Origin of the sequence: Domibacillus sp. PGB-M46 (assembly GCF_022668875.1) — a bacterium.
In the GTDB taxonomy this organism is placed as follows: domain Bacteria; phylum Bacillota; class Bacilli; order Bacillales; family Domibacillaceae; genus Domibacillus.
The window spans coordinates 1-13,528 of the sequence record NZ_JAKGCR010000007.1 but is presented as its reverse complement, the minus strand read 5'-3'; the positions used below and the strand labels follow the sequence as shown (position 1 = coordinate 13,528).

General features: G+C 44.0%; 16 protein-coding genes and 1 rRNA gene. 13 read left to right on the top strand and 4 right to left on the bottom strand.

What is annotated here, in order from left to right:
* Positions 1–5: 5 nt before the first annotated feature.
* From recX to L2D08_RS10770, 3 genes are read left to right on the top strand one after another with little or no spacing between them, the layout of a single operon-like run.
* Positions 6–812: a recombination regulator RecX gene (gene recX, locus L2D08_RS10780; RefSeq protein WP_242233780.1), complete on the top strand. Its 807-nt coding sequence runs from the start codon at positions 6–8 to the stop codon at positions 810–812.
* Positions 813–814: 2 nt separating this feature from the next.
* Positions 815–1,138: a YfhH family protein gene (locus tag L2D08_RS10775; RefSeq protein ID WP_242233779.1), complete on the top strand. Its 324-nt coding sequence runs from the start codon at positions 815–817 to the stop codon at positions 1,136–1,138.
* 5 nt (positions 1,139–1,143) lie between these two features.
* Positions 1,144–1,413, top strand: coding sequence for a YfhJ family protein (locus L2D08_RS10770; RefSeq protein WP_242233778.1), 270 nt, complete (start codon positions 1,144–1,146; stop codon positions 1,411–1,413).
* Here the strand turns inward: L2D08_RS10770 and L2D08_RS10765 are convergent.
* Positions 1,407–2,396 carry a metal-dependent hydrolase gene (locus L2D08_RS10765; RefSeq protein ID WP_242233777.1) on the bottom strand — a complete coding sequence of 330 codons (990 nt, stop codon included), beginning with the start codon at positions 2,394–2,396 and terminating at the stop codon, positions 1,407–1,409. The genes L2D08_RS10770 and L2D08_RS10765 overlap by 7 nt on opposite strands.
* Positions 2,397–2,487: 91 nt before the next feature.
* On the opposite strand from L2D08_RS10765, the gene mutY reads away from it, so the two are divergent.
* The 5 genes from mutY to L2D08_RS10740 all read left to right on the top strand — a co-directional run bounded on the left by mutY (position 2,488) and on the right by L2D08_RS10740 (position 7,078).
* Entirely contained in the window at positions 2,488–3,579 is a 1,092-nt protein-coding gene (gene mutY / locus L2D08_RS10760) for an A/G-specific adenine glycosylase (protein ID WP_242233776.1), read from the top strand.
* Positions 3,576–4,319, top strand: a complete 744-nt coding sequence (gene fabL / locus L2D08_RS10755; RefSeq protein WP_242233775.1) for an enoyl-[acyl-carrier-protein] reductase FabL — start codon at positions 3,576–3,578, stop codon at positions 4,317–4,319. The genes mutY and fabL overlap by 4 nt, the downstream gene beginning before the upstream one ends.
* Positions 4,320–4,407: 88 nt before the next feature.
* Positions 4,408–4,599 (top strand): gamma-type small acid-soluble spore protein, encoded by a 192-nt coding sequence (locus tag L2D08_RS10750; RefSeq protein ID WP_242233774.1) that lies wholly within the window; start codon positions 4,408–4,410, stop codon positions 4,597–4,599.
* Positions 4,600–4,749: 150 nt separating this feature from the next.
* Positions 4,750–5,280, top strand: coding sequence for a nucleoside tri-diphosphate phosphatase (gene ntdP, locus L2D08_RS10745; protein ID WP_242233773.1), 531 nt, complete (start codon positions 4,750–4,752; stop codon positions 5,278–5,280).
* Positions 5,281–5,332: 52 nt separating this feature from the next.
* Positions 5,333–7,078, top strand: a complete 1,746-nt coding sequence (locus L2D08_RS10740) for an ABC transporter ATP-binding protein (RefSeq protein WP_242233772.1) — start codon at positions 5,333–5,335, stop codon at positions 7,076–7,078.
* Between the two features lie 33 nt (positions 7,079–7,111).
* Here the strand turns inward: L2D08_RS10740 and L2D08_RS10735 are convergent, their stop codons facing one another.
* Both L2D08_RS10735 and L2D08_RS10730 read right to left on the bottom strand, forming a co-directional pair.
* Positions 7,112–8,188 (bottom strand): aromatic acid exporter family protein, encoded by a 1,077-nt coding sequence (locus L2D08_RS10735; protein WP_242233771.1) that lies wholly within the window; start codon positions 8,186–8,188, stop codon positions 7,112–7,114.
* Positions 8,189–8,346: 158 nt separating this feature from the next.
* The gene (locus tag L2D08_RS10730; RefSeq protein WP_242233770.1) at positions 8,347–9,636 is read right to left on the bottom strand and encodes a glutamate-1-semialdehyde 2,1-aminomutase; all 1,290 of its coding nucleotides are present in this window, start codon (positions 9,634–9,636) and stop codon (positions 8,347–8,349) included.
* Positions 9,637–9,765: 129 nt separating this feature from the next.
* On the opposite strand from L2D08_RS10730, the gene bcp reads away from it, so the two are divergent.
* The 3 genes from bcp to perR all read left to right on the top strand — a co-directional run bounded on the left by bcp (position 9,766) and on the right by perR (position 11,765).
* A complete protein-coding gene (gene bcp / locus L2D08_RS10725) occupies positions 9,766–10,233 on the top strand; it encodes a thioredoxin-dependent thiol peroxidase (RefSeq protein ID WP_242233769.1) in 468 nt (155 codons plus the stop codon).
* A 13-nt stretch (positions 10,234–10,246) separates the two neighbouring features.
* A complete protein-coding gene (locus L2D08_RS10720) occupies positions 10,247–11,191 on the top strand; it encodes a D-2-hydroxyacid dehydrogenase (RefSeq protein ID WP_242233768.1) in 945 nt (314 codons plus the stop codon).
* A 115-nt stretch (positions 11,192–11,306) separates the two neighbouring features.
* Positions 11,307–11,765: a peroxide-responsive transcriptional repressor PerR gene (gene perR, locus L2D08_RS10715; protein ID WP_242233767.1), complete on the top strand. Its 459-nt coding sequence runs from the start codon at positions 11,307–11,309 to the stop codon at positions 11,763–11,765.
* 45 nt (positions 11,766–11,810) lie between these two features.
* On the opposite strand, the gene L2D08_RS10710 is transcribed toward perR, so the two are convergent.
* The gene (locus L2D08_RS10710; RefSeq protein WP_242233766.1) at positions 11,811–12,167 is read right to left on the bottom strand and encodes a YgzB family protein; all 357 of its coding nucleotides are present in this window, start codon (positions 12,165–12,167) and stop codon (positions 11,811–11,813) included.
* 115 nt (positions 12,168–12,282) lie between these two features.
* On the opposite strand from L2D08_RS10710, the gene L2D08_RS10705 reads away from it, so the two are divergent.
* Both L2D08_RS10705 and L2D08_RS10700 read left to right on the top strand, forming a co-directional pair.
* Positions 12,283–13,152, top strand: coding sequence for a nucleotidyltransferase-like protein (locus tag L2D08_RS10705; protein WP_242233765.1), 870 nt, complete (start codon positions 12,283–12,285; stop codon positions 13,150–13,152).
* Positions 13,153–13,451: 299 nt separating this feature from the next.
* Positions 13,452–13,528: ribosomal RNA gene (locus L2D08_RS10700) — 16S ribosomal RNA — on the top strand; the annotation flags it as partial.

Here is a 13,528-nt window from a genome sequence, read left to right as displayed (position 1 = left end):
TGTATATGGGCGTTATTACGAAAATATCGGTACAGCAAAAGCGGATAGACCGCTATAATATAGAGGTGGATGGCAGCTACGCGTTCAGTGCCGACGAAGCGGTTTTAATAGAATTTGAATTAAAAAAAGGGCGTGTGCTGACTGAAGCGGACATTGAAGTGATTACTGTGCGGGACGGTGTTTATCGCGGTGTCAACACAGCCATTCAGTTTTTATCTCTTCGCATGCGTTCCAAAAAAGAAGTGCTCGACTATTTAAAGAAAAAGGAAATCGAACCAGGCGCATGGGATGAAATTATGGAGCGGCTGGAAACGATGGGTTATTTGAATGATGAACAGTTTGCAGACGCATATATAAAAACACAAATCCAAACAACAGAAAAAGGGCCAAAGCTGATTTTGCGCGAGCTAAAAGAAAAGGGAATTGATGATCATGCGGCTTCTCTCTTGATCGAGCAGTTCACAGAAGAAGACCAGGTTGAAAAAGCAGCCGCGCTATTTGAAAAACAGCTTAAAAAATTCAAACGTGATTCTGCATTTTTGCAGCAAAAAAAAGCCGAGCAGTACATTATGACAAAAGGCTATTCTGCTGATATTGTAAAAAAAGCAGCCACTGCCGCTGAACCGGATGAGGAAGCGGAATTGGAAGCTCTTATGCATCAGGCGGAGAGAGCGCATCGGCGCTACCGGTCCTTCGAGGAACGGGAATACCGGCAGAAAATGAAAGCGGCTCTTTACCGAAAAGGGTTTGATTTAACAGATATTGACCGGGTGATTGACCGCCTGTTAGAAGAACAAAGAGGAGACGAGTGAACATGGAGCAGGAAAAGCGATACAGTGACATGAGTGAAATAGAACTAAAGCAGGAAATTGCCCGGCTTCGGGAAAAAGCACGAAAAGCCGAGCAGCTCGGTATTGTAAATGAGTTTGCGGTATATGACCGGAAAGTCACGATGGCGCAAGCTTATTTGATGAATCCGGATGATTTTAAGCCAGGCAAGATGTATGAATTAACGACTGATCCAGGTCAATACTTTAAAGTAGAGTATATGAATGGTGTTTTTGCCTGGGGATATCGATTAAACGGGGGCGGGAAAGAAGAAGGTATCCCGATCTCACTATTAAATAAAGGAGTGTAATCAGCATGGAAGAAACATTTCAAGCATTAACAAAGCGGCTGCTTCAAAAAAACAGCCGCTTGTCTGTAGCCCGCGCGAGAACATGGGTAGAGCTTTTATGGGAAGACTTTGAAGCTACATACGCCAAAGCAGGCTATGAGTATCAGGGAAAAGAGCGGACAGAGAAAATGGTCACCCAGCTTATTGACAGCTATGGAGCGAACCTGCATGAATTTGCTGCCCGCAACCCAAGATACAAGCATTTATTAGATGACTCTAATGATCTGACTCATTGATCTCCAGGGACAAAGGTAAGTTTTTTTCGCAGTTTTTCTTCGCTGAAAATCCAGCCTGTATAAGAGCCGATAATGTTGTAATCCATATCGAGCTTTACAACCGCCACAAATGGATAGTACTCTTTGCTGCGGTAGCGGAGGTCAATAAACTTCACTTCGTAGCAGTCATCGTATTCAGCCATTTCCCACCGGTAAACAGGTGAAAAGTGAAGAAAAGCATCCAGATTTTTATCCCTTTTAGCCGCTTGGAACAAGGGGGTATCCGGCACAGGAACACGTTTGTATTTATCAAGAATCGTGACAGAACGCCGGTATCCTCTTGCTACATAAAAGTGTTCCGGGGATTTAACCGCAATCCGCCATTGATTAAAACGCATGGTTGGTGCGATAATAATTTCTTCCGCGTCCGGGATTAAGCGGCGTACGGACTCGCGTACGGCTCCCTGCATTTGAAAGCGGAGGATGTAGTAAATAAACAGAACCGCATACACGATGACAAACGTAGGGGCAGGATCAAAGCCGGCCAGCCACCAGAGCAGGAGCCCGATCACATGCATGGTGAAAATAAAGGAATCAAACGTGTTGATGACACCAAGTGCTACCCATCTTGAAGAAAACGGACGGAGCGCCTGGGTACCGTATGCGTTAAAGATATCAACGAATACGTGGAGAAAAACCGCGATTTGCGCCCAAAGCCAAAGATGGAAGACGTCAGCGTCTCTAAAAAGCAGAAACAACGCACCTGTAATAAGAAGGGGCCACATTACAACAGCTGGAATAGAATGAGTAGCTCCCCGGTGATTTCGGATATAAACCGCATTGTTGCGGAGTTTCAAAACGGTATCAATATCAGGGGCCTGCGAACCGATGACAGCGGCTGTCATAACGGCATATTTTGTAGCGGGATCTGCCGCAACGACCGGATCAAGCGTGGCAAGGCCGCCGAGCGCAAAGCCCATGACAATGTGGGTGCCAGTATCCAATAAGGACAGCCTCCTTTAAAAAAGTCTCATGTAAGTGGTATTCCCGAATTCTAGTCTATTGTAACATGGAGAAAGCGGAGGGACAGTTAATTTGCCGGAAAACAGTGCATTACAGAATATAAACACCAAGAAATTTCAACAGGATTTAGTCGGCTGGTATGAAGCAGAAAAGCGCGATCTCCCATGGCGGCGCGAGCGTGATCCTTATAAAATATGGGTATCCGAAATTATGCTTCAGCAAACAAGAGTGGATACCGTTATTCCATACTTTAACCGGTTTATGGAACAATTCCCAACCGTTGAATCATTGGCATCGGCAGACGAAGATGCTGTGATGAAAGCATGGGAAGGGCTCGGGTATTACTCACGTGTTCGCAACTTGCAGTCAGCCGTTAAGGAAGTGGCAGAGCGCTATGGCGGTACAGTGCCGTCTGACAGGGATGAATTTTTATCCTTAAAAGGCGTAGGGCCTTACACGGGCGGTGCAGTGTTAAGCATTGCGTATGGACTTCCTGAACCGGCAGTAGACGGAAATGTCATGCGGGTACTTTCCCGTATTTTAACGATATGGGATGATATCGCTAAGCCGTCGACACGCAAAGTATTTGAAGAAGCCGTTCGCCACTTAATATATAAAGAAGATCCCTCTTCCTTTAACCAAGCATTGATGGAGCTTGGCGCCATGATTTGCACTCCTTCATCACCATCCTGCTTATTATGCCCCGTTCAAAATCATTGCCAGGCATTTGAGGAAGGAGTTCAGCGTGAACTGCCCGTAAAGACAAGGAAGAAATCAGATAAAAAAGTCCGGATGGGCGCTCTTGTTCTGCAGGCGCCGGATGGAACGGTTCTAATTGAAAAAAGGCCGGAAAGCGGTCTGCTAGCAAAATTATGGCAGTTTCCGAATATGGAACTGCCTGTGGGAATCAATCCGCGCGGAGCACTGGCTTCCTATATGGAAACGGAATATGGAATGACCGTTCAGATCAATCCGGAAAAAGTAACAGACATTACCCATGTTTTTACCCATTTAACGTGGGAAATCGATGTGTATGTAGGAACAGTTGATGTAAAGGTACAAAAAGACCGAACGGCCTTTGTGCCGGCCCGCGAGGTAGAAACTTACGCGTTTCCTGTTTCTCATCAAAAAATTTGGAAGCACGTGAAAGGACTGGACCAATGAAAACAGCTCTTGTAACAGGATCAAGCCGCGGCGTTGGCAAAGCCATTGCCATTGCACTTGCAAAGCAGGGATATGACATTGTTGTAAACTACGCGCGCAGCAAAACGGCGGCGGAAGAAACCGCTAAAGAAATTGAATCGCTTGGGCGCCGGGCTTTGGTTGTTAAAGCAAACGTAGGAGATACAGCAAAAATCAAAGCCATGTTTGAAACGATTGCGCAGGAATTCGGCCGATTAGACCTTTTTATTAACAACGCTGCTTCCGGTGTGCAGCGCCCGATTATGGAGCTTGAAGAAAAGCATTGGGACTGGACGATGGACATTAACAGCAAAGCTCTTTTATTTTGTGCGCAGGAAGCGGCAACATTAATGGAAAAAAACGGCGGCGGCTCCATTGTCAGCATCAGCTCGCTCGGATCGATCCGCTACTTGAAAAACTACACAGCAGTCGGTGTGTCAAAAGCAGCGATGGAGGCGCTGACCCGTTATCTGTCTGTGGAACTGGCGCCAAAGAATATTGTGGTAAACGCGGTATCGGGTGGAGCGATTGACACGGACGCTTTAAAGCACTTTTCAAACCGTGATGAAATTTTGACAGATGCCAGGGAAAACACACCAGCCGGACGTATTGTTGAAATGGATGATATTGTGCAAACCGTCTTGTTTTTAGCATCGCCAGGCGCTTTTATGATCCGCGGGCAAACGATTATCGTGGATGGCGGCCGCTCACTTCTTGTTTAATTTTTTGTGCATAACTCTCCCCCTTTTTGGCCAATATAATCAACGTGGAGAAGGTCAAAGCCACAAAAAAACTGCAGGGGTGAAGAACATGCCAAACAAGCGTAATAAAACAGTAGCCGGCACAGACGTAAACGTAGTGAAAAAGCAAAACGCTGCATCTGCTCAAGGTCAAGGTCAGCAGTATGGAGAAGAGTTTGCTTCTGAAACAAATGTGCAGGAAGTACAACAACAAAACGCGAAATCTGCAGCACGTAAGAAAAACTCCACAACAAACGGCTAAAAAGCCAAACAAATGGAGCCCCGGCAATGATGCCGGGGCTTCATTTGTTTTCATTTGGCTTGTTAATCGGTATAATATAAAAGAAACGTTTTATCGTTTGAACAAAAAGGGAATAAAAAAGCAGGTGACGCTGGAAAGTAGGGGACAACGATGGAGATTCCTGCAGAAGGTGAATCGGTTCAGATTCACAGCTACAAACACAATGGCCACATTCATCGGGTGTGGGAAGAAACAGTTGTCGTAAAAGCAACTGAAAATATTGTAATCGGCGGAAATGATCGAACGATTGTAACAGAATCAGACGGACGTACGTGGGTTACCCGCGAGCCGGCGATTTGTTACTTTCACACACGAAAATGGTTTAATGTGATTGGGATGCTGCGTGCAGATGGTATTCACTTCTATTGCAACATCAGTTCACCATTTGTATTTGACCAGGGAGCGCTCAAGTATATTGACTATGATCTTGACGTAAAGGTTTTTCCCGATATGACGTACATTCTGCTGGATGAAGATGAGTACCGACAGCATAGCCGTGAAATGAATTATCCGGGAGTGATCGATAAAATCCTGCGGCGAAATATGGACCATCTGCTTTATTTGATTGAGCAGAAAAAAGGCCCTTTTTCTCCCGGATTTATTGAACGCTGGTACGGGAAATATTCTCAGCTATGCCGTTAAATGCCTGTTGGAGTATTCAACAGGTTTTTTCGTGGTGGATGGGAGGTTAAGTATGGATGTAATTAAACGGTATATGCAGTTTGTCAAACCATATAAATGGCAGATTGCCGGCACACTAATCATCGGTATTTTAAAATTTGGGATACCGCTACTGCTGCCTATCCTCATTAAATATGTAATTGATGATATTATTGGCGGCTCGATGAGTGCCGCCGATAAAAAGGAACAGCTTTACCTGGTGATTGGACTTATGCTCATTTTGTTTATCATTGTTCGTTATCCGGTGGAATATTACCGGCAGTACTTTGCCCAGTGGACAGGGAGCAAAATATTATACGATATCCGTGACCAGCTGTTTGCGCATATTCAAAAGCTCAGCTTTAAATACTATGCCAACACACGTGCAGGCGAAGTGATTTCACGTGTGATCAATGATGTAGAGCAGACAAAAAACTTCGTGATTACCGGCTTGATGAACGTCTGGCTGGATGCAGCGACCATCGTGATTGCTGCTATTATTATGATGACAATGGATGTAAAGTTAACGCTGGTAGCGCTTGTTGTGTTCCCGTTTTACGGACTAAGCGTAAAGTATTTCTTTGGAAATCTGCGCCGTCTTACACGTGTCCGCTCACAGGCGCTCGCAGAGGTACAAAGTCATTTACATGAGCGTGTGCAGGGAATGCCGGTTATTAAAAGCTTTGCTATAGAGCCGGTGGAGCAAGAGCGTTTTCAAAAACATAATCAAAACTTTTTGCAAAAAGCGCTTGATCAAACAGCCTGGAATGCCAAAGCGTTTGCTGTTGTAAATACTTTGACTGATATCGCGCCGCTTTTAGTCATTGGGTATGCCGGCCTGCAGGTGATTGACGGAAACTTAACAGTCGGGACAATGGCGGCCTTTATTGCTTATATTGATCGTTTATACAATCCGCTGCGCCGCCTTGTGAATTCATCCACTACGCTTACACAGTCCATTGCGTCAATGGACCGTGTATTCGAGCTTCTCGATGAAAAGTATGATATTACGGATAAAAAAGGTGCGTTAGAATGCCGAAATGTGAAAGGTGATATTTTATTTGAACACGTGGATTTTCGGTACGACGAGAAAGAAGAGCTCGTTTTAAGGGATATAGATCTCCATGTAAAAGCAGGAGAAACGATTGCCCTTGTTGGCATGAGCGGCGGCGGCAAGTCATCTCTTGTCAGCCTGATTCCTCGTTTTTATGATGTAACAGGCGGCCGTATATTACTCGACGGTACAGATATTCGAGATTTTGAAGTGCGCTCTCTTCGCGATAAGATCGGCATGGTTCTGCAGGATAATATTTTGTTCAGCGACTCAGTCCGGGAAAATATTTTGCTTGGACGCCCCGATGCGACGGAGGAAGAGGTCGTAGAAGCGGCTAAAGCAGCTAATGCGCATGATTTTATTATGGCACTGCCAAACGGCTATGAAACAAAAGTCGGTGAACGTGGTGTAAAACTGTCTGGAGGCCAAAAGCAGCGTGTTGCAATCGCGCGCGTTTTTCTAAAAAATCCGCCGCTGCTTATTTTAGATGAAGCAACATCCGCTCTTGATCTGGAAAGCGAGCATTTAATTCAGGAAGCGATTGAAGCGCTGGCAAAAACAAGAACCACCTTTATTGTAGCGCATAGATTGTCGACGATTACTCATGCAGACCGCATTGTTTTAATTGAACACGGTGAAGTGGTCGAAGACGGCTCGCATGATGAGCTAATGAAAAAACAAGGCGGTTACTGGAAGCTGTTCCAAGTTCAGCAATTAAACCAATAAAAAAAGCAATGCCCCGTTCGGGCATTGCTTTTTTTATTCTTCTTCGTACTCCGGTGCCTCATCATCTGTATGGTATTTATAAAAGCTTGTCATCAGATGATCAAGATTCTCAAGTTTTTCGCCATACTCCAAAATGGAAGAGACAATATGGAGAAGGTGAATGGAAGAGGTAATTTCATGCTGATTATCTTTGTAAATTTGATCCGTAAACATGTGCATAAATTCATCACGGTTCATGCATGGTTCAAACAGTTCTTCTGACGTTTCCGTAGTTTTTGCTTTGCCGACAAACCGGAGAAGCAGGTGCTCGTGATAGCTGACAAGACAGTCAAGATGATCCTGCATCGTACGCAGCAGTTGAGGGTTTAAGTGGTGAAGTTCATTTTCATACTGGTTGAGCCGCTGTAGGATATCCATACTCCGTCTTGTTGTTAAAATTAATTTCCGGTACAGAACGATTTTCCGCTGCTTTGCCCGAAGATTTTTCTTCAGTGGTGTCCGGTCTTCTTTATAAAGTAAGAACATATTATCAATTTTAATTAATTTTTCGCGCTGTCTAACAATGTCTTTTTTTAAGAGATACGACTCAGATGCGTTCCTTGACGTAATACGAATCCATTTCAAGACGTCTTCATTCAGTTGATTAATTAATGAAAACAGCTTTGTTTCGTATTGAGGCGGCAGAAAAATCAGGTTCACTAAAAAAGAAGATAAAACACCAATCGAAATATTAAACATGCGAATCATAGAGAACTGGACGAATTGGTCGTTTTGCACTTCCATAATAGCGACGATTGTTACAAGGGCAATTGGAATAGATTTCTCAAGCTTAAACTTAAGCAATAAAATAATGCAGATGATAACAGCCATGCCGATAATAATAATATGGTTGCCAAAAACAAGTACAAAAAGGATGGCCAAAACAGCTCCGATAATATTTGCTTGAACTTGTTCAATGACGGTTAAATAAGACCTGTAAATATTCGGCTGGATAGCAAATATCGCAGCAATTCCTGCTAAGACCGGCGACGGCAGGTTAAGCCACTGTGCAAGATAAAGAGCCAGTACAATAGCAATTCCCGTTTTGAATATGCGGGCACCAAGCTTCATTGGGTCAGTAATTCCTTTCCTAAAGAATTGTATAAATACGTATTTACCGCAAATTTTTGCGAGTGAAACAAACTGTACTATACAACGGAAAAGAAGGCATTGCAAGTGAAAGAAAAATGAAAAAGAAACGCCTTCAAATTGAAGGCGTTTCCTTATGCTTAAGACAGCGCAGCGAAGGCTTCTTCCGCCGCTTTTATCGTCGTTTGAATATCTTCTTCTGTGTGGGCTGTCGTCAGGAACCAGGCTTCATATTTAGACGGAGCAAGATTAATGCCGCGGTGCAGCATTTCCTTGAAAAACTTAGCGAACTGCCCGCCATCTGTTGCTTCTGCCTGCTCGTAATTTACGACTTTCTGATCGGTAAAGTAAACAGTCAAAGCACCTTTTAAACGGTTAATGGTGATAGGGACATTGGACTTTGCTGCTGCCTGAAGAAGTCCTGCTTCAAGCATCGCCCCAAGCCGGTCCAGCTGCTCGTACACGCCTTCCTGCTCAATCACTTCCAGACACGCAATACCAGACAGCATGGAAGCTGGATTTCCAGCCATCGTTCCTGCCTGATAAGCCGGTCCAAGCGGAGCTACTTCTTCCATAATATCAGCTCGTCCGCCGTAAGCGCCGATTGGCAGGCCGCCGCCGATAATTTTCCCAAGTGCTGTTAAATCCGGTGTAACGCCGAGCAAATCCTGCGCGCCGCCATACATAAAACGGAAAGCAGAGATAACTTCGTCAAAAATAAGCAATGAGCCGGCCTTGTGGGTGAGCCGTTTAACTTCTTCTAAAAAGCCTGGTTTCGGCTCAACGATGCCGAAATTGCCGACGATCGGCTCGATCATAACGGCTGCTACATTGTCGCCCCATTTTTCAAGCGCTTCTTTTAACGGTTCGGTTTCATTAAATGGAACGGTAATGACTTCCTGAGCAATACTTTTTGGTACACCGGCAGAATCAGGCGTGCCCAGTGTAGACGGTCCGCTGCCGGCTGCAACAAGAACAAGGTCGGAGTGGCCGTGATAGCACCCGGCAAATTTGATGATTTTATCGCGTTTTGTATAAGCACGCGCCACACGAATCGTCGTCATAACCGCTTCCGTACCGCTGTTTACAAACCGTACCTTATCCAGTGCCGGCATGGCCTTCTTCAGCTTCTTAGCAAACGTTACTTCATGCTCGGTCGGGGTACCAAAGAGAACACCGTTTTGTGCCGCTTTCGTAATGGCTTCGGTAATATGCGGATGGGCATGTCCGGTAATAATGGGTCCATAGGCCGCTAAATAGTCAATGTATTCATTTTCATCTACATCCCAAAAGCGGGCGCCGGCACCGCGTTTCATGGCAACAGGCGCCCCTCCGCCTACCGCTTTATAAGAGCGGGACGGACTATTTACGCCGCCGACAATATGTTTGAGCGCTTCTTCATGAAGCGCTTCTGATTTTAAAAAATTCATTATGACAAGCCTCCTGGTTTGGTTTCCTGTTTTATTGTAGACCTCTTGAAGAAAGGAATCAATGCATCGCTTTCGGGTTGCTAATTTCGATTGGATTCGCTACGCTAAAAGTAAAAAGGGGGAAACAGTATGTCCAATTTAATAGGAAAGCCCGCTCCAGCTTTTGTGCTACCGGACCAGGATGGCAGGATGGTAGACCTTGCCGGCTTAGCAGGGAAGAATGTAGTGCTTTATTTTTATCCGAAAGATATGACACCCGGGTGTACAACGGAAGCATGTGATTTTCGGGATCAAAACAGTTTATTTGCCCAGTCCAATACGGTCGTGATCGGTGTGAGTCCGGATCCGGCTGCGCGGCATCAAAAATTTATCGAGAAGCACCAGCTGCCTTTTACGCTGCTTGCAGATGAAAAGCAGGAAGCAGCAGAGAAATATGGTGTCTGGACACTTAAAAAAAATTTCGGCAAGGAATATATGGGTATCGAACGCTCTACCTTCTTGGTTAATAAAGAAGGCATGGTTGTGAAAGAATGGCGGAAAGTGCGTGTGAAAGGGCATGTAGAAGAAGTACTGGCGGCTGTGAAAGAGTTGAGCTAAGGAGGGGTATGCGTTGAACATCGTTTTTACATTCCGTCCGCCTAGAATGATTCAAGCGGACCTTCAAACTAAATTTCCAAATGAAACCTTTTCATTTTATAAACACATCGACGAAGCACGTCCGCTTCATGAAGCGGAAATTCTCGTTACCTTTGGCAGCGACTTGACGAAAGAACATATTGACGAATGTAAGTCATTAAAGTGGATTATGGTCGCATCAGCCGGTATCGAGGAAATGCCGCTGCAGGCGATCAAAGAACGAGACATTTTAGTCACAAATGCGCGCGGTATACATAAAACGCCAATGGCGGAATTTACAATTGGGTTTATGCTGAATCATGTAAAGCGGTTTGCCGAGCTGCGAAAGCTTGAACAAACGGAAACGTGGAACAAGCAGCTTCCGCTTGGAGAACTTTACGGAAAAGAAGTGACTGTTCTTGGGACAGGCGCAATCGGCCAGGAAATCGCCCGTCTTGCAAAAGCATTCGGCATGACAACGACAGGGGTTAATAAAAGCGGCCATACAGCGGAGGGATTTGACCGCGTTTTCTCTATTGATGAATTGATATCAGCTGTCCGTGAAGCAGATTTTATTGTCTCTGTGCTGCCAAGTACGCCGGATACGGTGAACGCTTTGGGGACAGAGCATTTTGAAGCAATGAAAAAAACAGCTGCGTTTATCAATATTGGACGCGGTGATCTTGTTTCAGAGACGGTTTTACTTTCAGCCATTAATGATGAGGAAATTGCACATGCTTATCTTGATGTGTTTGTGAAAGAACCGCTTCCAGAAGGCCATCCATTCTGGCGGCATCCAGGCATTACAGTTACACCACATATTTCCAGTGTGACGGAGAGATACGTTCCCCGGGCAATAGAGATCTTTGAGCATAATTTACACTGTTTTATGGATGGCGGCGAGTATGCGAACGTTATCGATGTTACAAAAGGTTATTAAACCGGCGACAAGCCGGTTTTTGTTTACCATTGACAATGGGACTCATTTGGCTGTACACTGTTTATAAAGATTATAAAGTAATAATCCTTTTTAGAAAGAAAAGAGGTGTCTGTCCTTGTCACATACACATGTACATGAATCTCAGGATCAGCTAAAGGCAGCGCTTGATACCTTAAAGCAAACAGGGGTCCGCATTACGCCTCAGCGTCACGCAATTCTTGAGTTTCTCGTTGAGTCGATGACACATCCAACGGCTGATGATATTTATAAAGCACTTGAAGGAAAATTCCCAAATATGAGCGTGGCTACTGTATATAACAATTTGCGGGTGTTTCGTGAAGTAGGTCTTGTAAAAGAGCTGACATATGGTGATACGTCTAGTCGTTTTGATTTCGTTACGACAGAGCATTATCATGTGATTTGCGAAGAATGCGGCAAAATTGTTGATTTTCATTATCCAGGATTAGATGAAGTTGAGCAGCTGGCAGCGCATGTAACAGGCTTTAAGATTAGCCACCACCGTATGGAAGTGTACGGAACGTGTGCAGAATGCAGCCAGAAAGATCTGCATTAAAAAACCTCCACACCCTTTTGGGATGGAGGTTTTTATGTATGCTGATTAATCAAAGCGTTTCTTTTGGTTATACTTTTCATCAAATTCCTTTCCTTCTAAAGAAGCGTCTAGCGTCAGAGGTTCACGGCAGTGCATGCACATATCAACGCGCCCAAGCATTTTCGTCGGCTTCTGGCAGGCTGGGCAGACGACTTGAACTGCTCGGGTCGACAGCATGCCGATCCAAAAATAAACAACTGTGCTGGCGACAATACATAGAAGGCCAAGCAGCATAAAAAGCGTCATAACAAGCGCATTTTCCCGAAAGAAAATCCCGCCGTACATGACAACGAATCCGATAAAGATCAGGCTCAAAGCAAAAGTGCGAATCTTATTAATTTTGCTGGAATATTTTTTAGCCATTTCTCATCCCCCTAGAGAACACTATACCATATAATCTCTGTTTGCTTGAGGGAGGAATTCGACATTTTATGTCGAAACTAATCAAAACGAAATTCAAATGTCTGGAGGAAAAGAAGTGGAAGATCTTTTGCGTCCTTTATATCAAGAGCGGACAAGTCAGCAAAACACGCTCGGGGTGCTGGCCGTGCAAAAAAACGAACAAAATCGGGCGTTTACCGAAAACTTTGATTCTATCCTGCTGATTATCGTGAAAGAAGCAGACGAGCCCGTTTTTATTAAACATTATGTAGATCGAAACGAAGAAACAGCCTCCATGTATATCATAACAGAAGCACAACTAAAAGAATGGCTTCTTCTAGGCTCAAATCGAAAAGTCATTGAATGGTTGTATCACGGCCGGATTTTATTTGACCGTAATGAATATGTGCAGGAATTAAAAACAGAAATGCGCGATTTTCCATTTTACGGCCGTAAAATAAAAATGACTATTGAATTTGCTAAATTGATCAAGCGATATACAGATGGAAAAGCATTTTTTAATGATGGTCATTTTTTAGATGCCTACAATCACGTACTTCATTCTCTGCACCATCTTGCGCGGCTTTCTGTCATTGAAAATGGCTTTTATCCAGAACTCACTGTCTGGAATCAAGTGCGGCATATTGAACCGGAGATTTACAAACTATATGAAGAACTTTTAACAAGTGATGAAAATCTTCAAAAAAGACTAGAGCTGCTGTTTTTAGCGAGCGAATTTTTGATTCACTCTCGGACTGAACGGGGAGCGGAGCATTTATTGTCCTTAATGAAAGAAAAAGAATGGTGGACAATCAGCGAGTTACTGACTCATGAGGAAGTAATGCATTATGCAGTTGATCTCGTTACATTAATAGAATATTTAATCGACCGGCAGCTTGTTCAAGTCGTTTCTGTTCAAACAAAAGGACAAGGTGTATTTCATCGTTATTATCAAGCGAAAAAATAATTGATCTTTTTTAAAAAAGTAATTGACTCGCGGATAGACTCAATGTTATATTAATTAGCGTCGCTGATAGGCAAACAAAAAAACAGCTGAAAAAATAATGATTGACGGAAGATGCTTGTCATGGTATTATTTAAAGGTCGCTGTTTGAAGTTTTAATACATCGACGCTAAGTTAAATTGAACATTGAACATTGAACATTGAAAACTGAACAAAATCAATAAAAACGTCAACGTTTTGAATTTTTATCTTCCATTAAAAACACCCCGTGTTTTAATGGGAACAAATGAGCAAGTCAAACTTTTTTGGAGAGTTTGATCCTGGCTCAGGACGAACGCTGGCGGCGTGCCTAATACATGCAAGTCGAGCGGACAGAAGG

Excerpts from the sequence above, each read along its gene's own strand:
- recX (WP_242233780.1), top strand. The coding sequence starts at position 6 with ATGGGCGTTATTACGAAAATATCGGTACAGCAAAAGCGGATAGACCGC.
- L2D08_RS10775 (WP_242233779.1), top strand. The coding sequence starts at position 815 with ATGGAGCAGGAAAAGCGATACAGTGACATGAGTGAAATAGAACTAAAG.
- L2D08_RS10770 (WP_242233778.1), top strand. The coding sequence starts at position 1,144 with ATGGAAGAAACATTTCAAGCATTAACAAAGCGGCTGCTTCAAAAAAAC.
- fabL (WP_242233775.1), top strand. The coding sequence starts at position 3,576 with ATGAAAACAGCTCTTGTAACAGGATCAAGCCGCGGCGTTGGCAAAGCC.
- L2D08_RS10750 (WP_242233774.1), top strand. The coding sequence starts at position 4,408 with ATGCCAAACAAGCGTAATAAAACAGTAGCCGGCACAGACGTAAACGTA.
- ntdP (WP_242233773.1), top strand. The coding sequence starts at position 4,750 with ATGGAGATTCCTGCAGAAGGTGAATCGGTTCAGATTCACAGCTACAAA.
- L2D08_RS10740 (WP_242233772.1), top strand. The coding sequence starts at position 5,333 with ATGGATGTAATTAAACGGTATATGCAGTTTGTCAAACCATATAAATGG.
- L2D08_RS10735 (WP_242233771.1), bottom strand. The coding sequence starts at position 8,188 with ATGAAGCTTGGTGCCCGCATATTCAAAACGGGAATTGCTATTGTACTG.
- L2D08_RS10730 (WP_242233770.1), bottom strand. The coding sequence starts at position 9,636 with ATGAATTTTTTAAAATCAGAAGCGCTTCATGAAGAAGCGCTCAAACAT.
- bcp (WP_242233769.1), top strand. The coding sequence starts at position 9,766 with ATGTCCAATTTAATAGGAAAGCCCGCTCCAGCTTTTGTGCTACCGGAC.
- L2D08_RS10710 (WP_242233766.1), bottom strand. The coding sequence starts at position 12,167 with ATGGCTAAAAAATATTCCAGCAAAATTAATAAGATTCGCACTTTTGCT.